Source organism: Altererythrobacter aquiaggeris, assembly GCF_037154015.1.
Taxonomy (GTDB): Bacteria; Pseudomonadota; Alphaproteobacteria; order Sphingomonadales; family Sphingomonadaceae; genus Aestuarierythrobacter; species Aestuarierythrobacter aquiaggeris.
In genome coordinates, this window is the sequence record NZ_JBANRL010000001.1 from 829,082 (window position 1) to 851,251 (window position 22,170).

Consider the following 22,170-nt stretch of genomic DNA (forward strand, 5'->3'; position numbering starts at 1 on the left):
CGATAGCCCCGCGTTTCGTCAAGCGCCATGAAAACCATAATCTAATAGTTGGTGAAATTTACCACTTGTTAGATTGCTGGACTGCGCGAATATTACACAGAGCTGAACGAAAGCGCAGAATTCTGCCAATTTTCAAAACTGGCACACCTTATGCAACCATGTTGGCGTCGGCAGTCCGGTGGTCGGATCGCCCGAAAACAAAGGAAAAAACAATGAGTGCATTAGATAAATTCTCGGGCCAACTCGGCGCCATCGCAGCAGCTGTCATGATTTCTCTGATCAGCATTCTGGGCACCGTTTCAACCGGTCCAGCCTTCGCCGCAACAATCCTCGTCTGATTAGCCACCCCCAGACCAACAAAGGAAAACACCATGAACTATCTCGATCAACTGGCCGTACAGGCCGCAGCAATCGCCGCCGCCGTCATGATTTCGGCAGTCACGTTTCTTGGCACGGTTTCGACCGACGTCATCTCTGCCTCATCGGTGCTGGCATGAACAATCTCGACAAGAACCGCGGCGGACCGCCAGCCCGGGCATTCCGTCTGAACGACAGCCGCGGCAAGATCATGGGCGTATGCGCCGGCATCGGCGACTACTTCGGGGTCGATACGACGCTGATCCGGATCGCCTTCGTCATCGGCGCAGTGCTGAGCGTGGGCACCGCCGGGCTGATATACCTCGCAATCGGGTTGATTGCCGACTGAGAAGCGTGCGGAGCATCCGGCTCCGGCGCTTCTCCCACCCAAACTGGTTTCAGGCATACCGGTTTGGAATTCACGGGGCGGCTCAAGAGAAGTTCCGCCCCTCATGCCAAGATCACCCCAATCATTTCACATGGCCGAGATACCGCCGTCGAGCTTCAGCTCCGCACCGGTCATGAACTTGCTCTCGTCACTGGCGAGATACAGCACACCATTTGCAATATCATCGGGTTCGCCAACCTTGCCCAGCGGTATCTGCCGCGCGAGCTTGCTCATCACAACATCCTTGGGGATGCTGGCATTCGTCGCGATTCCGTCAAGAATGGGGGTATCGACAAATGTCGGGTGGACCGAATTGCAGCGGATATTCCAGCCCTGCTTCGCGCAATAAAGCGCAACCGATTTAGACAACATCCAGACCGCCGCTTTCGATGCGTTGTAGGCCGGCATGGTGTCCGAGGCGATCAGCCCGGCAATCGACGAAATGTTGATGATCGATCCGGGCTGGTTATCCTTCATAAGCGGGATCGCCTTCTGGCAGCCGAGAAACACGCTATCCACATTGACCGAGAAACCGTGTTGCCAGTCCTTGAGCGAGCAGGTTTCGATATTGCCCCTGATCCCGATACCCGCATTGTTGACCAGAATGGACAACCCGCCCAGATGATCGCCCGCAGCGGCGATAACCGCTTCCCATTGTTCTTCGTTCGTCACGTCGTGACCCATTGAAAATGCCGTGCCGGCGCCGAATTCGGCATCGATGGATTTTGCGGTTGCGGCAGCACCGTCAGCGTTGATATCGGTGCACAGCACTTTTGCCCCGTGCCGCGCCAGCATCATGGATGTCGCCGCCCCAAGGCCCTGTGCCGCGCCCGTGACCAGCGCCAGTTTACCCTCAACCCGGTTTCGCATGAGCATTATTCCTTTGAATGTTTGGCGTTAGATAAATGTCGGTGCCAGCAACATCGCCAGCCTTACGTCGATACCGCAACCCTCGGCGCGTTTTTCGGCGATAAATGCGGGCAGCTGCGCCAGCTTGACGCGGTGAACGCGGATATCCTCCCCTTCGACACCGCCGCCAGCGCCCACTTTGGTCAGGCCGGTGGCTTTGAACAGCGTAAAACATTCGCTGACCATGCCGGGGCTGGAATAAAACTCACCCAGATTTTCGATAGTAGCAGCGCGGTAACCGGTTTCTTCCTCCAGTTCTCGCGTCGCGGCGGCATCAGCCGCTTCGCCTGCGCCATCATCCCCGTCACCGATCAGGCCCGCGGGAATTTCCAGGCAGCGTTTGCCCAGCGGAATACGGTATTGCTCCACCAGCAGGACATGACCGTCCTCCACCGCGACGATCGCTGCGGCACGAATGCCGCGCGCGCGCCCGACATATTCCCACCGGCCGCGCGTTTTGGCAGTGATGAATTTACCCTGCCAGACGATGTTTTCGGGCTTGTCCTGATCGGGGTCGGTCGGCGGCGCACCGCCTGCCGCGCTCATACTTCGATGAGCCTGTCAGGCAGCTCGTTCACATCATGCTCCGCGCGCGGAAAATGTTCCGCCAGCACCACGCCGACATCGCGGACACCCGCGGCCATACCTTCGGCAATGCGGCCTTGCTTGATCTCGACCAGCATATCTTCCATCGCCGCGCCCCACACTTCCGCGCTGACTTTTTCGGCAATCGGACGGTCGGCGACGATTTCGGCGCGGTGTTCGCGCATCGACAGGTAGATCATGATGCCTGTGCGCCCGTGCGTGCGCCGTTCGGCACCAACCTTGAAATGGGCGATGGCACGGCTGTGGACCCGCGCCGTCTTCACCGGGCCGGGGATCAGCCAGAACCGCAGCGGATCCCATTGCTGGACCGCCCATACGGCCAGGAATTTGAGCAAGCCGAGGCCGATCACGAGGCTGAGCAACTCGCCGCTGGTCCAGTCATGCGACCAGCCGCCCATCATCCGGTCGATGGTGTTCGTCAGCAGATCGGGCCGCAGCGCCCAGATCGACATGGCGGTAAACGCCGCCACCGCAGCCCACAGAAGCGATACATCGCTGTAACCGTCCGAACGGTCTGCCAGAACGGTGACAATTTCGCCCGAAGTGTGCTGCTCCGCCGCGGTAACCGCTGCAGTCACGACGGCGCTGTGTTCTTCGCTCAGATAGCCCATTTTACCATCCTCCCGACGCTCCGCCGCCGCCAAAACTGCCGCCGCCGCCGGAGAAACCGCCGCCGCCTCCGCCGCCCCAGCCGCCGCCTCCGCTGCCGCCGTTCATGGCGCCGCGGGCGATGGCTGAACCCACTTCCCACAGGATAATATCGCCGACCGCGCTGCGCCCGCGCCGCCCGCGTCCACCGCGCCGCATCATCGGCAGAATGAAGAAGAAGAAGATCATCGCAATCCAGATCAGCGCACCAAAGGGAAATCCGCCATCGGATTCGCGCCGCTCATTGGCCTGCGCCGCGATCAGCCGCGCTTCTTCTTCGGGTAATTGCAATTGCTGGATAATGGCATCAGCGCCAGCGGCAATGCCGCCGGGATAATCATTTGACCGAAACAGCGGCAGGATCTGCTGCTGCATGATAATCGCTGAAAGGCCGTCTGTCAGATAGGGTTCGAGGCCGTAGCCCACTTCGATCCGCGCCTTGCGTTCATTGGGTGCGATCAGCAGGATCGCGCCATCGTTGCGTTCCGCATCGCCCAGCTGCCATGCGCGGCCAAGCTGGTACCCGTAATCGGCGATATCGTAGCCCTGCAGATCGGCTACGGTCGCCACGACCAACTGCCGCTGCGACTGCGTCTCCAGCGCTGCCAGCTTCGCTTCGAGCGCGGCCTCCTCCGCAGGCGGAATGATATCGGCGTTATCCACCACCCGGCCGGTCAGCTCGGGGAAAGTCTGCGCGCCTGCCGGCACCGCGCAAAGCAGTGTCAGGCAGGCGGCAAAACTCGCAATCAAGCGCATCGGAGCGGCGCCTTTCAGATCAATTGTCCGAAGACATATCCAGCGTCGGGGCGACTTCCGCCCCCGGGGTCACGCTTTCATAAGGCACCATGGGTTCCGCGCCGTGGATGATGTTGGCGCCGATCGCGTCGGGGAAGGTACGGATGGTGGTGTTATACTGGCGGACTGCTTCGTTGTAATCTCGCAGGGTGATGCGGATGCGGTTCTCCTGACCTTCGAGCTGGCTTTGCAGCATCTGGAAATTCACCGTCGATTGCAGCTGCGGATACGCTTCGAAATTGGCAAGCAAACGTCCAAGCCCTTGGCCAAGCTGGCCCTGTGCAGCCTGGAATTCCTGCATTTTGGCCGGATCGTTCAGATCATCGGCCGACAGCTGGACACTGGTGGCTTTGGCGCGTGCTTCGACAACTTCGCGCAGGATCGTGCCTTCCCGTTCGGACGCGGTGCTGGCGACTTCCGCAAGGTTGGGGACCAGGTTCGCGCGTTCCTGGAATGCGGCCTGCACATCGGCCCATTTTGCCTTGGCATTTTCTTCAGCGGCGGGAACCGAGTTCAGCCCGCAGGAAGCCAGCGCAAGCGATGCGGCCGCCGCAAAAGCCAGGCGGAAAGATTTGGTGGGTGACATGGATTGGGCCCTCATTCAATGTGTACTGTATTAGTTAGTTAGCACGGAACGCCTGCAATTCAAGGAAATGCGCGATGGTGCCCGATGTTGCACACCGGGCCGGGGCGTGGCAGCACCCGCAGGACATAATCGCGGGAGAATAACGGTGCTTGCAGAATTCAGGGAATTTATTGCCAAAGGCAATGTCATGGAACTGGCCGTAGCGGTTATTATCGCGGGCGCATTTGCCGTGATCGTATCCTCGCTAACCGATGACATCATCATGCCGATAGTCGGTGCGATCTTCGGCGGCGCAGACTTTTCCAATTATTTCATCCTTTTGAGCACGCCCGCGGGCTACGAAGGATCGACCGGCGATTATGCCGCGCTGAAAGAAGCCGGAGCAGCCATGATCGGATATGGCGCATTCATCACAGCGATCATCAATTTCCTGATTCTGGCATTTATCATTTTCATGCTGGTACGTTCGACCAACAAGTTGAAAGCGCGATTCGAAAGTCCGGCCGCAGACGAAGCAGCGGGACCCAGCGAAATCGACCTGCTCAAGGAAATTCGTGACGAACTGAAGAAGCGCCCTTAACCGCGCTTTTCCAGCCAATACACTTTCAATTAATCCACCAGCGCCTATATAGGGACTGCCGGTCTAGGCCGGATATGGCGATAAACGGCCATGTGTAATAGATGCAGCGGACCCGGGGGCAGTACCCGGCGACTCCACCACCTGGACCTGTATCGGGGTCCAAATGACGGGGTCGAACTAGGATCGACGTGTGTTGAAAGACATGGTTTTTGCCCGGGCTGAGTAACCCGCAAAACTGTTCACAAACCATAAGTGCAAACGATAACGAAGCACTCGCTCTCGCTGCGTAATTTGATGGCCTAACGGCCTGAATTTACAAAGCCTAAGCGCGGTTGGACCGACCGGGCAACAGAACGGATTCCGGGGGCCTGAGGGGGCCTAGCAACAGAACCCCTCACCTTACCGTAGGATTGAGAGAACTTTGCCAGCGTATCCCAGCGACGGTCCTCCCCTCACGCTATAAAAGCACGCGGGCCTGGCAACAGAACCGCCCCACTTTCTTTCATGAAATTTGCGCCGCGATGACGTGCGCGGTGATGCCAGCGCTATACCGCGCGATGACTGTCAGCCGGAGGGCTGCTCAACCGCAAGCGCGGCCTTTGCCTCCGCCTGCTCGAACCGTAAACAATCGAGAATTTTCGCGCCCGCCAGAAATACCGCGCCGGTACAGGCCAGAAACAGAAGTTTTCCGCCGATGCCGGGGTATTGGACCAGATAGCTGCTGCCACGTTCGGTCGCACCCAGCGCGAGCGCATAGATGATGAGATAGGCTTCCCACCGCGTCTTGATGACGAATAATCTGCCTATCTTTGCGAACATCCTGATCCCTTCGTTAACATTTACCGACGCAAGGCCCGTGCCAGACGCAGTTTCCTGCGCGTATCGATAGTTAACACATATCGGACTTGTAAGCAGAACCGACAGTTTGTTCAAATCAGATAAGCTCGGGGAGTTCCAGCATTTGAAGCAGGGTGTTCCGCGCTGCTACAACTTCTTCAACCAGCTTGCGCGATGTCAGATCGGCCGGGTCGATCTGTTCGGGCCAGAAATTCCCGATCGTGACTTCCATCGCGGTAGCCTTGGCATCATCCAGCATGAAGCGCGGATCGATGGTTTGGGGATCGGCCACTACCCGCAGCCGCAAACAAGCCGGGCCGCCGCCATTGGCCATGCTTTGCCGCACATCCACCGGAATGACTTTGCGGATCGGACCGTTTCCGGCGAGCATGTCGTCAAGCCATTTGCGGACGGATGCGGTTTCCCACGCCTCGGTCGGGATGACCAGCGCCATCACGCCGTCAGGCAGGGTAACTAGCTGGGCATTGAACAGGTACGAGCTGACCGCTTCGGCCAGCGAAACGGCGCTGGCGGGCACCTCGACGATCTGCGCCGAGGGCATTTTTTCGCTGATCGCGGCGTAAGTTCCCGCGCGGTCGGCAAAGGCCAGTTCATGCGTGAACAGGACTTTTTCATTGGCCACCGCGACCACATCATTGTGGAATGCGCCCGCTGCAATGGCATCGGGGTTTTGTTCGACGAACAGCACCCGCTGCGGATCGAGCGCGTGAAGCCGGGCAACAGCGCGGCTGGCCTGTTCATGCTGGCGCGCGGGGAATGCGCTGCCGCTGCGGCCATACACAAAAATCTCCAGACCCGGCTGATCGTGACCATCGGTCATCCGCATATGGTTGGCGGCGCCTTCATCGCCAAATGTCGGCAGCACGGGCGTGTGGATGACGAAGTGATCCTGATTGCCGAATGCGACCGCCAGCATCCGCAGCGTATCGGGCCATTCATGCGAGCGATGCGGCATCGCCACCAGATTTGCCGGTGTAAGATGACATTTGCCGTCCGCAGTATCGGGCGCTGGCGATACGGTTGCGGCATTGGCGGTCCACATCGAACTTGCCGACCAGGCCGCTGCGGTCAGCCGCGGGTCTGTGCCGACATCGCATCCCAGTGCAGCAGCAAATTTCAGATTGGGGCGGGGCAGGGGCAACAGAAAACCCTGCGGCAGCCCCAACGCCATATTGCTGCGCATCTTTGCAATCCCCTGCAGCGCGGCAGCGCGGGGGTACGAAACTTTGCCCGCGTTGCTGGTGGCGGCCAGATTGCCCAGGCTTAGCCCGGCGTAATTGTGGCTGGGGCCGACAAGGCCGTCGAAATTGATTTCCTGCACGCTCAACGCTCCACGCTCCGCACGATATCACCCTTCGAAACGCGCAGTATTTCCGCAGCCTGCGCGTCGAGCGCGATGCCGCCGACGTGCGCGGTAATCTTGGCATAACAGCATCTGAAATCGGTCAGTTCACCCGCCGCAACCAGCGATAGGATGCCTTGGGAATTGTCGGTTGCCAGCACTTTTGCCGGGATAGCCTGTACAATGCTTTTGACGTCATCCGTACGCGCGGTCATGCTGGGGCCCCCGTCGAAAATATCGACATAGCCTTCATATTTGAACCCCTCGGTTTCCAGCATCCGCATCGCGGCGCGGCCCGAGGGATGCGGCATTCCGATGGCGGTGCGCGCGACTTCGGGCAACATCGCGATATAGATCGGATGTTTGGGCATCAGATCGGCGATAAACTGGTTGCCGTTGACCGCGTTGAAATAATCCGCTTCCTGAAAACTCATGCCGAAAAACCGGCCCGCCACCCCGTCCCAAAAGGGCGATCCGCCGCGTTCGTCGATAATCCCGCGAAGTTCGGCCAGGATTTTATCGGCAAACCGCTGGCGGTGCCCCGCGATGAACAGATAGCGGCTGCGCGCAAGCAACAGTCCCAGTCCGCCCGCACGTTCGGAAGGATGCAGGAACAGACCGCCCACTTCGCTCGAACCTTCAAGATCGGTGGTCAGCTGCAGCATCTGCGCGCTGAAAGTCCGGTCAAGCTCCTTCGAATGCTGCGTCAGAGTATTATGGCGATAGGAATAGAACGGCCATTCCTTGCCCACCTGCGTGAACAGCTGGCAGGTGCCGCGCACTTCGCCTGTTGCGGTGTTTTCGAGGATAAGCACGAACTGGTCATCCGCCAGACCGGCATCGACGGCGCGCGCGAAGGCGGCTGCACTGCGTTCCAGCTTGGTTGTCAAAGCCGTTTTGTCGGGCGGCAGATTGGTAAATCCACCCCCGGTCAGCTTGGCCATTTCATACAGCGGTTGCAGATCTTCGGCCCTGGCGGCGCGGATGACGAAACTCAAAATGTATTCCCCAAAGAATGCGGCGCTGAAGCAAGACGGTTGAGCACCAGCGTGGACAGCGCCGCACGCTCGGACAATGACGAGACGATCATGAATTCATCTGGCGAATGGATGGCCCCGCCGCGAACGCCCATCGTATCGACAACCGGCACGCCCGCGCTGGCAATGTTGTTGCCATCACACACGCCGCCGGTGGATTGCCAGCCGATTGTCTGGCCTAGCATCGCGCCGCAATCGCGCACCAGATCGAACAGCGCCTGCGCCTTGCGATCGACCGGTTTGGCCGGCCGGCTGATCCCGCCATGCGTGCTGACCGCGACTTCGTGCGATTGCTGCACTTCGCCGATCAGCGATTGCATTGCAGCCTGAAAACTTTCCGCAGCGGCAGGGTTCCGCGGGCGGATGTTGAAGCGCAATACGGCGTGGTCGGGCACCACATTGTTCGCCGCGCCGCCATCGATCCTGGCAGGGTTCACGCTGATTTCATCGGTTTGCAGCGCCTTGAGAGCGACTGCCAGCGCCGCTGCGGCAACGATGGCATTGCGCCCGTCGAGCGGATTGCGCCCTGCGTGGGCGGATTTGCCGGTGATCGTGAGCGAATAATTTCCGCTGCCGCCGCGTGCGTGCGCCAATGTGCCGTCGGGCAGGGCGGAAGGTTCATATGTCAGCGCCGCCGCCTTCCCGCGCGCCAGTTGGTCGATCAACGCAGCCGACGCCAGCGACCCGGTCTCCTCGTCGGAATTGATTAGAACATCATAGCCTACAACTGCTGCATGATCGCCGCGTTCGAAAGCCTGCAAGGTATGCAGGATGATCGCGAGACCGCCTTTCATGTCGGCAGTGCCGGGCCCGTTCAGTGTATCATCATCGAGCCAGGTCAACGCCTGAAACGGATGGTCTGCGGGAAACACCGTGTCCATGTGGCCGGTCAGCAAAAACCGCCGTTCCGCCTGCGGGCGAACGCGCAGAACCATGTGCTGGCCGTGCTCTTTTTCCACTTCGCTGCCGCCGGGCGCGATTGCGGTGACGGGTGCCGGATCGACAAGCTCGATTTCACCCGGCAGGACTGCAAATGCATCGGCCAGTCGTCCTGCAACCAGCTTCAGGCCGGGCAAGTTGGCGGTGCCGGTGTTTACATTGACCCAGCCGGTGACATCGGCCAGCATCGCCTGCTGGTCGATTGCCGCGATCTGGCTGCGTTCTTGATCTGTGGGTTGTTTCATCTGGAACCGGCTTAGCGGGGCATCGCATCCGCGCCAAGCCCGTTGCAATCGCCCCTCCACCGCGTCATAGAGACGCCTCCTCCCCGGGATACAATTTGTCTGAATTGCGCCGTGCCCCTGGCAACGGTTGCCGTATCTTTGTGAGGATTGTGATGAGTAACTCAGTTGAACGCGCCGGTTTGCAGGTGGACGGGGCGCTTGCGCAATTTGTCGAGGACCAGGTGCTTGCCCCGCTTGGCCGCGATGCGGACGGATTCTGGTCCGGTTTCGCTGCACTGCTGACCGATCTCGCGCCGCGCAATGCAGCGTTGCTGCAGAAGAGGGAAGATCTGCAAGCGGCAATCAATGCATGGCATATCGAACGGCGCGGCCAGCCGCATGATGCCGCCGCTTATCAGGCGTTCCTGCGTGAGATCGGTTATCTGGTGCCCGAGCCGGGCAATTTCACCATCGGCACGCAGAATGTTGATCCCGAGATTGCCACGATGGCGGGGCCGCAGTTGGTTGTGCCAGTGCTCAACGCGCGCTTTTTGCTCAATGCCGCCAATGCGCGCTGGGGCAGCCTTTATGATGCGCTTTACGGGACGGACGCGCTTGACGCTGCGCCAGCCAGACCCGGCGGATATGACCGCGTACGCGGAGATGCGGTGATCGCGCATGGCCGCGCATTCCTTGATGATGCACTCCCGCTGATTGGCCAGAGCTGGGCCGATATTGCGGGCGATCATGACGGGAAACTGGCCGATGAAAGCCAGTATGTCGGCAAAACCGCCAAGGGTCTGCTGTTCAAACACAACGGCCTGCATATCGAGGTTATATTCGATGTGGATAGCCCCGTGGGCAAAACCGACAAGGCGGGCATCGCAGACATCAATCTCGAATCCGCGTTGACCACGATTGCCGATATGGAAGATTCGGTCGCTGCTGTGGATGCAGAGGACAAGCTGCTCGCCTACACCAACTGGCTGGGCATCATCCGCGGCGATCTGGCGGAAAGTTTTGAAAAAGGCGGCACAGTGCTGACCCGCGAACTGGCGGGTGACAAGGCATTCACCGATGCGTCGGGCGCTAAGCACAAGCTGTCCGGCCGCAGTCTTATGTTCGTCCGCAATGTCGGCCATCTGATGTCCAATCCGGCGATAATTTTGCCGGATGGTAGTGAGATCCCCGAAGGCATCATGGACGCTGTCATCACCGGAGCTATCGGCGCGCACGATGTCGCTGGCCTCGGCAAATACGGCAACTCCCGGGCAAACAGCATCTATATCGTGAAGCCCAAAATGCACGGGCCGGAGGAATGCGCCTTTACCAATGATCTGTTCGATGCAGTCGAGGATCTGATGGACCTGCCGCGTCACACGGTGAAAGTCGGCGTGATGGATGAAGAACGCCGCACCAGCGCCAATCTTGGCGCCTGCATCCATGCGGTGCGCGACCGGATCGTGTTCATCAACACCGGCTTCCTCGACCGGACGGGCGATGAAATCCACACTTCGATGCAGGCCGGGCCGATGGTCCGCAAGGGCGCGATGAAAACGCTCGATTGGCTTACCGCATACGAAAAACGCAATGTCGGTATCGGTCTGAAACACGGTCTGTCGGGCCGCGCGCAGATCGGCAAGGGCATGTGGCCCGCGCCCGATCTGATGAAGCGGATGATGGCCGAGAAGATCGGCCATCTGAAAGCGGGCGCAAATACCGCCTGGGTGCCGTCCCCCACAGCTGCGACGCTGCATGCGCTGCATTATCATCAGGCGGATGTGTTCGAACTCCAGAAAGAGCTTGGCGACATTCCCGGTCTTGAGCCATTGCTCGATATCCCGCTCGCCGATGGGGTAAATTGGAGCGAGCAAGAGGTAGCCGAGGAGTTGGACAACAATGCGCAGGGACTGCTGGGTTATGTGGTGCGCTGGACCGAACACGGCGTCGGCTGTTCCAAAGTGCCCGACATTCACGATGTCGGCCTGATGGAAGATCGCGCGACCTTGCGCATATCCAGCCAGCATATGGCCAACTGGCTGTTGCACGGCGTTTGCAGCGACGATCAGGTGATGGACGCGCTCAAACGCATGGCGGTGAAAGTCGATGCGCAAAACGCAGATGACCCGGCCTATCAGGCAATGTCAGCGGATTTCGAAAACAGCATCGCGTTCAGGGCGGCGTGCGATCTGGTGTTCAAGGGTGTCGAGCAGCCGAGCGGTTATACCGAGCCGCTGTTGCACCGGTGGCGTCAGGTAGCCAAGGCCCGGTAATTCGAAAGCCAAATGATTTGAGGGCCAAATGATTTGAAGGGGGCAAGCTCCAAAAAAAAGCGGGGCCGAAGCCCCGCTTTTCAAATCAGTCAGTGTCAGTGCGTTTTACGCGCTAATAGCATCATCATTGTCGTCACCGTTAGAGATGGCGATTACGATGTATGTCGCAAGAATGGCAATTGCGAGAATGCCGATTACGCCATTGCTGCCACCCATTTCACTTGATTCCGAAACCGGTGCGGAAGTGCGATCAGCGTTTGCCGCTGAAACGGCAGGTGCGGATGCCAAAGATGCAGCCGCAACAGCGGCGAACAGGGTACGAATTTTCATTATTTTACGATCCAATAGAAAATTATTATATTCGAACCAGTTACCCAATGGCCTCGATCATCGCAAGCCAATTATCGCCAAACCGGTAAAATAATCGGGCGAACCGGGCCATGTGTGCCTGTCGATGGATCGGGCCAAGCTGTGGCTTTTTCTCGTGCGCAGTTTATGACACCCGAGCGCAGCCGTGCTGTGTCTGATCTTCCATCAATTCGAGGTGAACCCGCAATGACCGATAATCTCATCCGGAAGGGGTTCATTTTTGCCGGGCTCAGCAACATTCTTGGTGTGCTTGTTTGCTCCAGGTTACTCACCAGTGAAGTGATGATGACAACCCAGCCTGCCGTGATGGGGTTGTTCGGCCTGATCGGGATCATTTTATGGGGGCTGGCTTACATCGCGGTTTGCAAAAACTACGTCCACGTCCGGTGGCTGGTTGGCGTGTTCGTGATCGAGAAGCTGGCTTATGTGATTGCGTGGCTGGTTTTCATATCCGGTCAATCACTGGGCGCAGTCTATGAGCAGGATTTTCTCGCCGGGGTGTTTTATACAATCTATGGTGCCAACGATTTCATGTTCATGCTGTTTTTCGCATATGTGTTTCTAAAAGCGCCGAAAACACCGGCATAGATACGCAGCAGCGCCGCAGGGTCAATCAAGCACCCGCGCAATTGCGACAAATTCGTCAATCGTCAGCGTTTCCGCTCGCCGCTGCGGGTCGATACCCAGCGTTTCCAATGCATCCAGCGCACCCGGCATTCCCTTCAGGCTCTGGCGCAGCATCTTGCGCCGCTGACCAAAGGCGGCGGCAGTGATCCGTTCGACCACTTTGGCCGAAACGCCCGCCGGCATGGCGGATGGTTCGATGTGGACGATGGCGCTTTGCACCTTGGGCGGCGGGGTAAAGGCGCTGCGGTGGACTTTCATCGCCAGTTTCGCGCTGCTGCGCCACTGCGCCAGAATGGCTAGGCGGCCATAGGCCTTGCCGTATGCCGAACCGACGATCCGCTGGGCGACTTCCTGCTGGAACATCAGTGTCAGCGATGTCCATTCAGGCGGCCATTCTTCGCCGCCAAGCCAGCCGGTGAACAGCGCGGTGCCGATATTATACGGCAGGTTGGCTACGATGGCATAGGGCTCGTCAAACAGGCTTTCATGGTCGATTTTCAGCGCATCACCCTCGATCACCGTCAGTTTGCCGGGGAATGCATCCTGTATTTCGGCAAGCGCGGGCAAACAGCGCGCGTCACGCTCGATCGCGGTCACGCGCGCCCCGGCGCGTAGCAGGGCGCGGGTCAACCCGCCGGGGCCGGGGCCGATTTCGAGCACCGCATGGTCATCCAGATCGCCGGGTATGGCAGCGATACGGTCCAGCAATTGTTCGTCGAACAGGAAATTCTGGCCCAGCGATTTGGCGGCTTTGAGATCATGCCGCGCGATTACCTCGCGTAACGGGGGCAGCGTCACGCGGTTCTGCGCCGGGTGACGATTTCGCCCGCCATTTTCAGCGCGGCGATGGTTGCACCAGGATCGGCAAGACCTTTGCCCGCAATGCCGAACGCGGTGCCGTGGTCGGGCGATGTGCGGACAATCGGCAGGCCCAGCGTGACGTTGACCCCCGCATCGAAATCCAGCGCCTTCAGCGGGATAAGTGCCTGATCGTGATACATGCAGATCGCGGCGTCGTAAGTTTTGCGGGCGCGCGGGGCAAACAGCGCATCTGAGGGATGCGGTCCTGTCACCATGATACCGGCGCCGTGCAGCGCTGCTATCGCAGGTTCGATAATTGTGCGTTCTTCATTGCCAAATGCGCCCTCTTCGCTGGCGTGCGGGTTCAGCGCGGCGATGGCAATACGCGGCTCGCCGATCCCGAAGTCGCGCTGCAACGCTTCGAACACGGTGCGGGTGCGCGTTTCAACCAGTTCGGCAGTCAGCAATGCGGAAACCCGCGACAAGGCGCAATGCACGGTGACCGGCACTGTTCGCAGGTTCGGGCCCGCTAGCATCATGACCGCGTCGCAAACCGGCCTGCCGCACTGGTGCGCCATGAATTCGGTTTGTCCGGGATGCGCAAAGCCGGCTTCGGCCAGCCGCGCTTTGCTGACCGGCGCAGTGACCACGCCCGCTGCGGTGCCAGATACGGCAAGTTCGGCCGCGTGTTCGAGCGACCGCAGAGCCAGTGCCGCGCCCGCAGGGCAGGGTTGGCCGGGTCGGTAATCGCCGTCCAGATCGCCCAACACGGGCAAACCACCGGCAAATGCCGTGGCGGCATCAGCCGGATCGGACACCGGGTTGACCGGTACATCCAGCCCGCAAGCCCTGGCCGCAGCGGCCAGAACGCCGGCGCCGCCAACCACGAAAAAGGGCAGCAGTTGCTGCGCATCACGCGCAAGCCAGGCGCGGCACAGCAATTCGGGGCCAATCCCCGCCGGATCGCCAAGCGAAATCGCCAGCGGAGCGGGGGTCATGGCCGGATCAATTGTAACGGATCAAAGCGTCATTGCGCAGATCGCGCAGGTAACGCTGTGCACGCTTGGAAATCCGGTCCTGTTCGAGCTGGTTCATCAGCTGGTCGAAACTGGGGCCGGTCGCCGTTTGCGGCGCATCACGCCCGCAAAGCATCAGGACGCGAATGCCTTCCTCGACCGATCCGAATGGCGGGGTGGTCTGGCCGATCTGCAATTGCAGCATGGCATTCTGCAATTGCTCGGGCAGGGCCCGAACCTGGACCTGATCGTTAGTCACGATTTCGGCGCCCATTGCAGCGGCAGCGGTTTCCGCGCCGCCACAGCCGGGTATCTCGCTGACCGCTTGCGTAAATTCGGCAACGCGTCGCTGCGCGTCCGCTTCGCCTTTGGTCGGATCGATCTGGATCGAAATTTGCTTCAGGCTAAGCAGCGAATCGCGCGGATCGGCCATCAGTACCTGACGTTTGTCGATCAGATAAATGATCGAAAGCCCGCCTGAATTTGCGATTGGGCCGGCCAGTTGACCCGGGTTCATGGTGCCAAGCTCGATCGCGAGTTCTGCCGGAAGCTGCGGCAGGCGCAGCCAGCCCAGATCGCCGCCGACAACTGCCGATGATGCTTCTGAAAATTGGCGTGCATAGGCCACGAAGCTGCCGCCCTGCTTCAATTGTTCGATAATCCGGTTGGCATTTTGCGAGACGGCCTCACGGGTTTCGGTAGTGGAGGAGAGATAGATCTCGCCGACACGGAATTCTTCTGTGCCGCGTGATGCCTCCAGCCGGGCCATCAACTCGTTCACTTCTTCATCGGCCACATTGATAAACGGGCTGATCGTGCTGCCCAGCAGCTGCTGCCAGGCCAATTCAGCTTCGATCTGGCGGCGCAAAGATGTGGGCGACGAACCGATCTGTTCGAGGTAGTTTTCCATCGAACCGGGATTTTGCGGAAAATTCTGCGCCGCAAGCCGCGCATAGCTCTGGTCCAGATCGGCAGCGGCGATCGTGATGTCCTGCGCCCTGGCCTCCTGGATCTGCAACGTTTCGTCGATCAGATTATCCAGAACCTGCAACCGCAGCCGCTTCATTTCCTCGGGACCGACTTCGTTATCGCTGGCGGCCACAATCAGCGCAACGCGCTGGTCAACATCGGTACCGGTGATGATTTGTCCGTTAACCACAGCGGTTGCCTTGCGGTTGTAGGGATCGCTGGATCCCAACAGCTTCACATCCGCAGGAATGTCGAGCGTGGTCTGACCCGAGCTAATCCCCTGCGAATTGGCCGGGACCGCTGAAATTGCGGCCAAAGCGGAAGCACTTGCCGCGATAAACAGCGCGCGTTTGGAAATGGAAGCCTTCAACATATCGAACCCGATCACACGAAAAATCCTGATTGCAGCGCAGCTTAGGCGCCAGAGTAACGTTGCGGACCAATTGCACCGCGGCGGCTGAACCTTGGCTGAGCGTTCGCGCGGATAGCGTATGTCCGGCCCGCTGCCAATCGGTTGCTGCGTATCGGGGCAAGCATTCGCTGTCTATCTGACGCCCAGATTGTTCAGCGCGAAGAATATCTGGAACGTGTTGCCGCGCCTTGCATCGCCCAGTTCAGCGTAATCGCGCCGCCAGGTCAGACCCATTTCGAGGCAGTCGTCATTATAAGCCACGCCCAGCCGCGTGCGCAGCGGTTCGAATCCGTCGGATGTGAAGGAGGGATCTTCCTCGCGGTCGGTCAGATTGACGATGGCGGAACCGAAGACCGAGAAAAAGCGTGCAAATTTGACCCGTCCCGCGGCGCGCAATTCTTCGCGGTCCTGCAAATCCTCGAAATTGTCGATATCACGGTTGAGCCGCAGATAACCCAGTTCGAGATAGGTTTTTCTGGATCCGACAGTCAGATCGAATTCGTTCCGGCGGACTGCCAGATTGTCCTTGTCCAGCCGGAACCTGTGCGTCAGCGAGACGAAGTCGTTGTAACGCACTTCTGTCCGGCCGACAAAATCCGAAACCCGGTCGGACAATCCCGTCCCGTCGGGCAGCAATTCACGCACGTCGTTCAGGCGGTACGATTGCCCCACAGTTGTTTTTATCCGCAATCCGGGCCGGGTCAGCTGCCAGTCCAGCCCGTAGGTAAGGCGCACACCGTCCTCGACCCGGTCATAGCCGGGAAACCGGTTGAGTGCGAAAAGGTTGCTATCCTCCAGATCGACCGCGCGCGCATCCTCGTTGGGGATTGCCAGATTTTTGATCTGCGGCGAGGCGATCAGTTGCAGGCGCGGCGTGAACACCTGGGTTCCGCCAAATGCCTCACCCACAAATGGCCATTTCACGTCGATCGCGCCAAGCCCGATCAGCCGGTGTTCCCAGCCTTCGTTACCGGCATAAATCGCGGTTTGCGTTCTGGCATTGTCGTTGGAATGATAGACATCGCCGCGCGCGAGAGCGGTAAAGGTAACTTCCTGCCCCCCGCTCGTAAGCCGGCGCATATCCCAGCGTGCGCCGGCAAAGGCGCGCTGCGTATCCTGCCCTTCGGGACGAACGATGTTGAGCGAATTGGCCTGCAATTCCACTCTGCCGCCAAGCAATGGATCGGACAGACGGCGGCGATAATCGATCAGCGGCAGCGCAATGGGTTCGGATGATTGCGGATCGCCGGCACGCAATGTCTGCGTCGCCCAACCGGCAATCGAAAGATAGGATTGATCGTCGATCCGTTCCAGATCGATCATATTGCGCAGCCGGTCATCGCGGCTGATATCGTAGCGGCGCAGGAAGGTCCGGTCGCTGGCGAAACGCGCCGAAGTTGTCAGGCTCCATTCGGGGTTGAACTGGAACTTGCTGTTGACGCCCAGATAGCCGCGAAACTCGGCGTTGCCTTCTTCAAGCCCGGAAATTTGCGAGCGGGTCTGGCTGCGCGTCGCATAGCCGGTGATTTGCAGGGCACCATTGTCGCTCAGTTCACGGTAGGTACCCTCCAGCAGAGGGGCGGTATCGGTAAATATCCGCGCGCCCAGTTCCAGATCGCGGTTATCGGCCAGCTTGAAATAATATCCGCCGTTGATTTCCACGCCGTTGGATTCGGAAATCCTCAGTCCGGGAACCGTCAGGCCGGACACGGCGCGCCCGTCGGTGCGAACCGACAGACCGGGCAGCGGGAGCAGGCGCGCTCCGAAAATCTCCAGATAAGCGCCGGTGAAGCGGATCCTGTTCGAATCGGGGTCGTAATTGACGCGGTCAGCAGTGATTCGCCAGCTTGGCGCTTTGGCGCAGCCGTTCTTGTCCTGCACAGCGCAGGCGGAATAGGCTGCGTCCGTCAACTGGACGCTGCCATCCTGATCGCGGATGCCGGACCTTGCGGCCAGTCTGCCGCCCTCACGCATGGCAAGCAGCAGATCCTGCATTGCGCCTGCTTTCAGCTCGTCGGTCAGCTCGAGGCTTTCGGTAAACAGCTGATTGCCGTCCTGATCGACAAACCGGACATTACCCGTCGCCATGATGACACCGCTCTGGCGGTCCCAGCGCACGGTATTGGCGCGTACCGATTGATCCCCGCGCTGCAAGATAACATCGCCCGAAGCGGTCACTACATCACGCTCCGAATCGAACGCCAGCTCGTCGGCTTCGAAAGCGATCGTGCGGCCATCGGTAGTGGTCAGTTCCGCGCCGGGAATTGCCGGTGCGGCGCGCAGTTCGTCAGGCACAGAGGGCGCAGCGCCGTCTTGCGCAGACAGGGATTGCGGCAAAGCCAGAATTCCCAATGCCATTAAGGCACTGGCCGACAAAGTGCCTCGCAAGCGGTGTCCGGGGGCTTGCAACATATACTGCGGGGCGGGGAGCATGGCTTGCCTATCGCACCGCGCGCACCTAACTGCAATGCCACGAACAACATGGCGGCAAACAAGCATCGCAGTGCGGCCACATATGAACCCGAAACGGAGTTTTCATGCAGATCGATTTTTCCGACACCGTCCCTGCCGATATCACCTTGGTTGCACGCCCCGTCTGGAAGGATTCGCTGCCCGACATGCCGCAATATCTGGCAGATGGCGCGAAGGCCAGCCGGTTCGACGGCAAGCCCGGACAGGTGTTCGAATATTGGGATAATTCCGATGGCAAAAGCCGCCGCAATGCGCTGGTTGGCGTGGGAACCCGCGATTCGGCCGACCTTACGGCCAATCTGGAAAAGGCGGGTGCGGCACTGACCACCAGGTTTCTGACTTCGGGCGAAACGGCATTGGCGATCGATCTGGGCGGCAGCGGGCTGACCGCCGAAAATGCTGCTGCTTTGCTGCTTGGCGCGCGTCTGCGCGGATGGCGGATGGACCAGTACCGGACCACGCAAAAGGTCGAACAGAAGAAAACGCTGACCAGCTTCACGGTTGTCGGTGCGCCCGGCGGCACGGATGCAAGCTGGGCTGATGCTGCCGCGGTTGCGGCGGGCGTCGAATTTACCCGCGAACTTGTCACCGAACCGGCCAATGTCATCTATCCGGCCAGTTTCGTCGAACGCTGCCAGCAGCGGATGGACGGGATGGGTGTCGAATTCGTGATCCTCGAGGAAGCCGAGATGGAGCAGCTTGGCATGGGCGCATTGCTCGGTGTGGGACAAGGCTCGCGCAAGGATTCCAAAATTCTCGCGATGCGCTGGAAGGGCGTGACATCCGCCGCCAAGCCAACCGCATTTGTCGGCAAGGGTGTGACCTTCGATACTGGCGGGATTTCGATCAAGCCGGGCCCGGGCATGGAAGACATGAAATTCGACATGGGCGGTGCGGCGGCAGTGGCGGGCACGATGCTCGCGCTGGCCGGCCGCAAGGCCAGGGCCGATATTATAGGCGTGGTAGGCCTGGTCGAAAATATGCCTGACGGTAATGCCCAGCGCCCCGGCGATGTGGTCAAATCCATGGACGGCCAGACCATCGAAGTCATCAATACCGACGCTGAAGGGCGGCTGGTGCTTTGCGATGCCCTGTGCTGGACGCAAAAGACCTATGAACCGGCTGCGGTGATCGATCTGGCGACACTGACCGGCGCGATCATCATTTCGCTGGGCCATGAACATGCGGGCTGTTTTTCAAACGATGATGATTTGTCCGAAAAACTGACTGCGGCGGGCAAGGCGACCGGCGACAAGCTGTGGCGGATGCCGATCGGTCCTGCTTATGACAAACTGATCGACAGCCCGATTGCCGATATCCGCAATGTCGGACCGCGCGGCGCGGGGTCGATCACTGCTGCGCAGTTCCTGCACCGCTTTATCAAAAAGGGAACACCCTGGGCGCATCTCGATATTGCCGGAACCGTATGGACCGATAAACCGGGGGCGACGTGGGACAAGGGCGCATCGGGCTTCGGCGTGCGTTTGCTCGACCGTTATGTTCGCGACGTGCTCGAAAGTTGACCCGAAACAATGGGCCGGATGCGGCAAAAGGCAGATCTTCCTTCGAAGGACTGTGCCGCATGCGGCCTGCCTTTCAACTGGCGCAGGAAATGGGCGCGCGATTGGGATAGCGTCAAATTCTGTTCGGAGCGGTGCAGACGTAACAAAAGCGCGGGAGGTAAGCCGGAATGAAAGTCGATTTCTGGCAGCTCAGCCGTGATCCTGCGGAACAGGTCGCGGTGATGATCGCGCGAAAAGTCCGTGCATCAGGCGAGCGGCTGCTGGTCGTTGCGAAAGACAGCGACCAGTTGGACCGGATCGGAAAACTGCTTTGGGAAACCGCGCCTGGGGAATTTCTCGCCAATGGCCGCGCCGATGCGGCAGGCGCGCAGCACCAACCGATCCTGCTGGCGCCGGATTGCACCAACATCAACCATGCCTCGCACGTCGTGTTTGCCGATGGCGAATGGCGCAGCGGCGCTGCGGAGTTCGACCGCAGTTTCCTGCTGTTTGGCGAGGATAGGCTCGAAGATGCCCGCGCCACATGGCGCTCGCTTGACGGGGCGGAGGGATTGGAGCGCAGCTTCATGCGTCAGGATGACGGCAAATGGGTAAAGGTTGCATGACGCGGCAAGCGCATTGGCTTGCCCAACCTGCCGTTCCAAGCTAGGGGCGCGCCCGACATATTCTGTTTCAAGACATCCAAGGAAAATACCATGGCGGCTACCCGCACTTTTTCGATTATCAAACCCGACGTTACCAGGCGCAACCTGACCGGCAAAGTCACCCAGATGCTGGAAGATGCCGGCCTGCGCGTCGTGGCGTCAAAGCGGATCCAGATGAGCCGTGAACAGGCCGAAGGCTTTTACGCGGTTCACAAGGAACGCCCTTTCTTCGGCGAACTGGTTGATTTCATGATCAGCGGTCCGGTCGTCGTCCAGGTGCTCGAAGGCGAAAACGCGATGCAGCGCAACCGCGACATCATGGGCGCCACCAACCCTGCCGACGCAGCACCCGGCACGATCCGCAAGGAAGTGGCCGAAAGCATCGAAGCCAATTCGGTCCACGGCAGCGACAGCGATGAAAACGCCGCCATCGAAATCGCTTATTTCTTCAACGATGATGAAATCGTCGGCTAACCGGGTTCGCCCGGATCAGATAAATCGGGCCGCAAGCGATTGCGGCCCTTTTTGTGTCTGGAGGCCTTCGCACTAGCCCGTGTCGGTCTGGTCGAATCCGGCCATTTGCCGTGCATGGTCGGCATGATCCATGCGCGCGGCACGTTCCTGTTCAGCCTGCATTGCGCGCATTGCCGGGTTTGTAAGCGGCAGGTCCAGCGCGGCATATACCTTGCCGATTTCGCCCTCCCAGTCTTCGCTCAACCGGCCGAATTCCACTTCGGCAACCGGACCGCCGAACCGCGCCAAAGCAGCCTCGGTTCTGGCGTCACGCAGCGCGGCCTTTCGCTCCCACTCGCGAGTGATATCGGCCAGATCCACATGATCCGACTGCATCGTCATCTGGTTGGCGACCAGCGATGCTGCGCTGCGGACCGTTTCATCGGCGGCGCGGCGCGAAACAACCACGCGGGCATCGGGAAACCGGCCGAGCAGCGCGCCGAGATCTTCCGCAAACTGGGGGACTTTCATAACCCGCGGTTGGTGGGCGTTGCCGTGATGTGCGGCATCGGTCGCCAGAATACGGGCAAATTCGCGGTATATCGGGGCTGCATCGCGCGCTTCGCTGAATGTAACGTAGGACGGGATATGCCACTGCGCTTCATAGGCACTATGATCGAGCGCAGATGCCAGCCAGCCCAATTCCTCGTCCGCACGCGCCGCGCCAAACGGGTGAAGCGCATCGATCCACGGATCAAGCTTGCGCGCCCAGAACAGCGCCAGTCCCGCCCAGACCGGCCGCATGTCAAATGTCTGCGGCACCGGATGCCAACTGTCGCAAAACCGCGTGGCGCAATGGGCCGGATCTGCCGCCAGCAAACGGTGCAGCCGGGTCGTGCCTGACCGCATCTGACCCACCACTAGGATCGGCGGGGCCAGCTTTGTCTGCGCGATTTCGCGCTGCCGATCCCATAAGGATCCAAGCTGTAACCGGTGCCGGATGGCGCGGGTGAGCTGCCCGTGCGCCATGGCGCGGCCCAGCGGATTAAGCCGGGCTTCGTTTTCCAGAGCGGCGCATATCTGCTCGAGCCGCAGCGAAAAATCGGCATCGTCTTCCGCGCTGCGGCACCCTTGTTCGCCCGATGTGTCGCCGGCGCTTTTCATGACATGGTCCCGCAATGCTTCGGGAGTAAGCACGAGGCGGTCCAGCACGCCCTTGTCCCATGCGCGGCTGAGCCAGCGATTGATCTTTTCGACCAGCGGCGCGCGCGCGAGCGGATGGGGGCGGGGTGGTACGGGCATCCTCGCCTTACCCGCTAAACCGGACAGAACGTGCCGCGCG

The 22,170-nt window shown here is 59.8% G+C and carries 25 protein-coding genes and 1 other RNA gene; 11 read left to right on the forward strand and 15 right to left on the reverse strand.

Annotation, left to right across the window (positions count from 1 at the left end; translation table 11 throughout):
- Positions 1-212 precede the first annotated feature (212 nt).
- From WFP06_RS03960 to WFP06_RS03970, 3 genes are read left to right on the forward strand one after another with little or no spacing between them, the layout of a single operon-like run.
- Positions 213-338 carry a hypothetical protein gene (locus tag WFP06_RS03960; protein ID WP_336985945.1) on the forward strand — a complete coding sequence of 42 codons (126 nt, stop codon included), beginning with the start codon at positions 213-215 and terminating at the stop codon, positions 336-338.
- Positions 339-371: 33 nt separating this feature from the next.
- Positions 372-497, forward strand: a complete 126-nt coding sequence (locus WFP06_RS03965; RefSeq protein ID WP_336985946.1) for a hypothetical protein — start codon at positions 372-374, stop codon at positions 495-497.
- Complete coding sequence (locus WFP06_RS03970) at positions 494-706, forward strand: PspC domain-containing protein (RefSeq protein ID WP_336985947.1); 213 nt, start codon at positions 494-496, stop codon at positions 704-706. The genes WFP06_RS03965 and WFP06_RS03970 overlap by 4 nt, the downstream gene beginning before the upstream one ends.
- Positions 707-832: 126 nt before the next feature.
- Here WFP06_RS03970 and WFP06_RS03975 read toward each other — a convergent pair whose 3' ends face one another.
- The 5 genes from WFP06_RS03975 to WFP06_RS03995 are packed head-to-tail and all read right to left on the reverse strand — an operon-like array spanning position 833 to position 4,289.
- Positions 833-1,615 (reverse strand): SDR family oxidoreductase, encoded by a 783-nt coding sequence (locus WFP06_RS03975; protein WP_336985948.1) that lies wholly within the window; start codon positions 1,613-1,615, stop codon positions 833-835.
- 27 nt (positions 1,616-1,642) lie between these two features.
- On the reverse strand, positions 1,643-2,200 hold the full coding sequence (locus WFP06_RS03980; protein ID WP_336985949.1) for an NUDIX hydrolase: 558 nt from the start codon (positions 2,198-2,200) through the stop codon (positions 1,643-1,645).
- Positions 2,197-2,871 carry a TPM domain-containing protein gene (locus WFP06_RS03985; RefSeq protein WP_336985950.1) on the reverse strand — a complete coding sequence of 225 codons (675 nt, stop codon included), beginning with the start codon at positions 2,869-2,871 and terminating at the stop codon, positions 2,197-2,199. The genes WFP06_RS03980 and WFP06_RS03985 overlap by 4 nt, the downstream gene beginning before the upstream one ends.
- 1 nt (position 2,872) lies before the next feature.
- Positions 2,873-3,664 (reverse strand): TPM domain-containing protein, encoded by a 792-nt coding sequence (locus WFP06_RS03990; RefSeq protein WP_336985951.1) that lies wholly within the window; start codon positions 3,662-3,664, stop codon positions 2,873-2,875.
- 19 nt (positions 3,665-3,683) lie between these two features.
- Positions 3,684-4,289, reverse strand: coding sequence for a LemA family protein (locus tag WFP06_RS03995; protein WP_336985952.1), 606 nt, complete (start codon positions 4,287-4,289; stop codon positions 3,684-3,686).
- A 145-nt stretch (positions 4,290-4,434) separates the two neighbouring features.
- Here WFP06_RS03995 and mscL point away from each other — a divergent pair, with 145 nt between their 5' ends.
- Together mscL and ssrA are read left to right on the forward strand one after the other, a co-directional pair.
- Entirely contained in the window at positions 4,435-4,869 is a 435-nt protein-coding gene (gene mscL / locus WFP06_RS04000; protein ID WP_336987620.1) for a large conductance mechanosensitive channel protein MscL, read from the forward strand.
- 19 nt (positions 4,870-4,888) lie between these two features.
- Positions 4,889-5,232: a transfer-messenger RNA gene (ssrA, locus tag WFP06_RS04005) on the forward strand.
- A gap of 201 nt (positions 5,233-5,433) precedes the next feature.
- On the opposite strand, the gene WFP06_RS04010 is transcribed toward ssrA, so the two are convergent.
- The 4 genes from WFP06_RS04010 to WFP06_RS04025 form a co-directional block, all read right to left on the reverse strand.
- Entirely contained in the window at positions 5,434-5,688 is a 255-nt protein-coding gene (locus WFP06_RS04010) for a hypothetical protein (RefSeq protein ID WP_336985953.1), read from the reverse strand.
- 115 nt (positions 5,689-5,803) lie between these two features.
- On the reverse strand, positions 5,804-7,054 hold the full coding sequence (locus WFP06_RS04015) for an N-succinylarginine dihydrolase (RefSeq protein ID WP_336985954.1): 1,251 nt from the start codon (positions 7,052-7,054) through the stop codon (positions 5,804-5,806).
- Positions 7,051-8,067, reverse strand: a complete 1,017-nt coding sequence (locus WFP06_RS04020) for an arginine N-succinyltransferase (RefSeq protein WP_336985955.1) — start codon at positions 8,065-8,067, stop codon at positions 7,051-7,053. Before WFP06_RS04020 ends, WFP06_RS04015 begins: the two co-directional genes overlap by 4 nt.
- A complete protein-coding gene (locus tag WFP06_RS04025) occupies positions 8,064-9,290 on the reverse strand; it encodes a hydrolase (RefSeq protein WP_336985956.1) in 1,227 nt (408 codons plus the stop codon). Before WFP06_RS04025 ends, WFP06_RS04020 begins: the two co-directional genes overlap by 4 nt.
- A gap of 152 nt (positions 9,291-9,442) precedes the next feature.
- Between WFP06_RS04025 and WFP06_RS04030 the strand changes: the two genes are divergently transcribed.
- Positions 9,443-11,542, forward strand: coding sequence for a malate synthase G (locus WFP06_RS04030; protein ID WP_336985957.1), 2,100 nt, complete (start codon positions 9,443-9,445; stop codon positions 11,540-11,542).
- A gap of 105 nt (positions 11,543-11,647) precedes the next feature.
- Here WFP06_RS04030 and WFP06_RS04035 read toward each other — a convergent pair whose 3' ends face one another.
- Positions 11,648-11,920, reverse strand: a complete 273-nt coding sequence (locus WFP06_RS04035; protein WP_336985958.1) for a hypothetical protein — start codon at positions 11,918-11,920, stop codon at positions 11,648-11,650.
- Positions 11,921-12,097: 177 nt separating this feature from the next.
- On the opposite strand from WFP06_RS04035, the gene WFP06_RS04040 reads away from it, so the two are divergent.
- The gene (locus tag WFP06_RS04040; RefSeq protein WP_336985959.1) at positions 12,098-12,499 is read left to right on the forward strand and encodes a hypothetical protein; all 402 of its coding nucleotides are present in this window, start codon (positions 12,098-12,100) and stop codon (positions 12,497-12,499) included.
- 21 nt (positions 12,500-12,520) lie between these two features.
- Here the strand turns inward: WFP06_RS04040 and rsmA are convergent, their stop codons facing one another.
- From rsmA to WFP06_RS04060, 4 genes are all read right to left on the reverse strand, one after another.
- Positions 12,521-13,336: a 16S rRNA (adenine(1518)-N(6)/adenine(1519)-N(6))-dimethyltransferase RsmA gene (rsmA, locus tag WFP06_RS04045; RefSeq protein ID WP_336985960.1), complete on the reverse strand. Its 816-nt coding sequence runs from the start codon at positions 13,334-13,336 to the stop codon at positions 12,521-12,523.
- Complete coding sequence (gene pdxA / locus WFP06_RS04050; RefSeq protein WP_336985961.1) at positions 13,333-14,337, reverse strand: 4-hydroxythreonine-4-phosphate dehydrogenase PdxA; 1,005 nt, start codon at positions 14,335-14,337, stop codon at positions 13,333-13,335. The genes rsmA and pdxA overlap by 4 nt, the downstream gene beginning before the upstream one ends.
- 7 nt (positions 14,338-14,344) lie before the next feature.
- Positions 14,345-15,697, reverse strand: a complete 1,353-nt coding sequence (locus WFP06_RS04055) for a peptidylprolyl isomerase (RefSeq protein ID WP_419716237.1) — start codon at positions 15,695-15,697, stop codon at positions 14,345-14,347.
- A gap of 171 nt (positions 15,698-15,868) precedes the next feature.
- Complete coding sequence (locus tag WFP06_RS04060; protein ID WP_336985963.1) at positions 15,869-18,169, reverse strand: LPS-assembly protein LptD; 2,301 nt, start codon at positions 18,167-18,169, stop codon at positions 15,869-15,871.
- A 104-nt stretch (positions 18,170-18,273) separates the two neighbouring features.
- On the opposite strand from WFP06_RS04060, the gene WFP06_RS04065 reads away from it, so the two are divergent.
- The 4 genes from WFP06_RS04065 to ndk all read left to right on the forward strand — a co-directional run bounded on the left by WFP06_RS04065 (position 18,274) and on the right by ndk (position 20,849).
- The gene (locus WFP06_RS04065; protein ID WP_336985964.1) at positions 18,274-19,731 is read left to right on the forward strand and encodes a leucyl aminopeptidase; all 1,458 of its coding nucleotides are present in this window, start codon (positions 18,274-18,276) and stop codon (positions 19,729-19,731) included.
- Positions 19,732-19,740: 9 nt separating this feature from the next.
- Positions 19,741-19,902, forward strand: coding sequence for a DUF2256 domain-containing protein (locus WFP06_RS04070; protein ID WP_336985965.1), 162 nt, complete (start codon positions 19,741-19,743; stop codon positions 19,900-19,902).
- Positions 19,899-20,336, forward strand: a complete 438-nt coding sequence (locus tag WFP06_RS04075; RefSeq protein ID WP_336985966.1) for a DNA polymerase III subunit chi — start codon at positions 19,899-19,901, stop codon at positions 20,334-20,336. The genes WFP06_RS04070 and WFP06_RS04075 overlap by 4 nt, the downstream gene beginning before the upstream one ends.
- A gap of 90 nt (positions 20,337-20,426) precedes the next feature.
- Complete coding sequence (gene ndk, locus WFP06_RS04080; RefSeq protein WP_336985967.1) at positions 20,427-20,849, forward strand: nucleoside-diphosphate kinase; 423 nt, start codon at positions 20,427-20,429, stop codon at positions 20,847-20,849.
- A 72-nt stretch (positions 20,850-20,921) separates the two neighbouring features.
- On the opposite strand, the gene WFP06_RS04085 is transcribed toward ndk, so the two are convergent.
- Positions 20,922-22,130 (reverse strand): sulfotransferase family protein, encoded by a 1,209-nt coding sequence (locus WFP06_RS04085; RefSeq protein ID WP_336985968.1) that lies wholly within the window; start codon positions 22,128-22,130, stop codon positions 20,922-20,924.
- Positions 22,131-22,170 lie beyond the last annotated feature (40 nt).

Bases quoted from the DNA above. Each gene is read 5' to 3' on its own strand.
- WFP06_RS03965 (WP_336985946.1), top strand. From the start codon at position 372: ATGAACTATCTCGATCAACTGGCCGTACAGGCCGCAGCAATCGCCGCC.
- WFP06_RS03980 (WP_336985949.1), bottom strand. From the start codon at position 2,200: ATGAGCGCGGCAGGCGGTGCGCCGCCGACCGACCCCGATCAGGACAAG.
- WFP06_RS04065 (WP_336985964.1), top strand. From the start codon at position 18,274: ATGCAGATCGATTTTTCCGACACCGTCCCTGCCGATATCACCTTGGTT.
- WFP06_RS03995 (WP_336985952.1), bottom strand. From the start codon at position 4,289: ATGTCACCCACCAAATCTTTCCGCCTGGCTTTTGCGGCGGCCGCATCG.
- WFP06_RS04055 (WP_419716237.1), bottom strand. From the start codon at position 15,697: ATGTTGAAGGCTTCCATTTCCAAACGCGCGCTGTTTATCGCGGCAAGT.
- WFP06_RS04025 (WP_336985956.1), bottom strand. From the start codon at position 9,290: ATGAAACAACCCACAGATCAAGAACGCAGCCAGATCGCGGCAATCGAC.
- WFP06_RS03985 (WP_336985950.1), bottom strand. From the start codon at position 2,871: ATGGGCTATCTGAGCGAAGAACACAGCGCCGTCGTGACTGCAGCGGTT.
- WFP06_RS04010 (WP_336985953.1), bottom strand. From the start codon at position 5,688: ATGTTCGCAAAGATAGGCAGATTATTCGTCATCAAGACGCGGTGGGAA.
- WFP06_RS04040 (WP_336985959.1), top strand. From the start codon at position 12,098: ATGACCGATAATCTCATCCGGAAGGGGTTCATTTTTGCCGGGCTCAGC.
- WFP06_RS03990 (WP_336985951.1), bottom strand. From the start codon at position 3,664: ATGCGCTTGATTGCGAGTTTTGCCGCCTGCCTGACACTGCTTTGCGCG.
- WFP06_RS03960 (WP_336985945.1), top strand. From the start codon at position 213: ATGAGTGCATTAGATAAATTCTCGGGCCAACTCGGCGCCATCGCAGCA.
- WFP06_RS04030 (WP_336985957.1), top strand. From the start codon at position 9,443: ATGAGTAACTCAGTTGAACGCGCCGGTTTGCAGGTGGACGGGGCGCTT.
- WFP06_RS04070 (WP_336985965.1), top strand. From the start codon at position 19,741: ATGGGCCGGATGCGGCAAAAGGCAGATCTTCCTTCGAAGGACTGTGCC.
- WFP06_RS04060 (WP_336985963.1), bottom strand. From the start codon at position 18,169: ATGCTCCCCGCCCCGCAGTATATGTTGCAAGCCCCCGGACACCGCTTG.
- WFP06_RS04085 (WP_336985968.1), bottom strand. From the start codon at position 22,130: ATGCCCGTACCACCCCGCCCCCATCCGCTCGCGCGCGCGCCGCTGGTC.
- WFP06_RS04075 (WP_336985966.1), top strand. From the start codon at position 19,899: ATGAAAGTCGATTTCTGGCAGCTCAGCCGTGATCCTGCGGAACAGGTC.
- WFP06_RS03975 (WP_336985948.1), bottom strand. From the start codon at position 1,615: ATGCGAAACCGGGTTGAGGGTAAACTGGCGCTGGTCACGGGCGCGGCA.
- pdxA (WP_336985961.1), bottom strand. From the start codon at position 14,337: ATGACCCCCGCTCCGCTGGCGATTTCGCTTGGCGATCCGGCGGGGATT.
- WFP06_RS03970 (WP_336985947.1), top strand. From the start codon at position 494: ATGAACAATCTCGACAAGAACCGCGGCGGACCGCCAGCCCGGGCATTC.
- ndk (WP_336985967.1), top strand. From the start codon at position 20,427: ATGGCGGCTACCCGCACTTTTTCGATTATCAAACCCGACGTTACCAGG.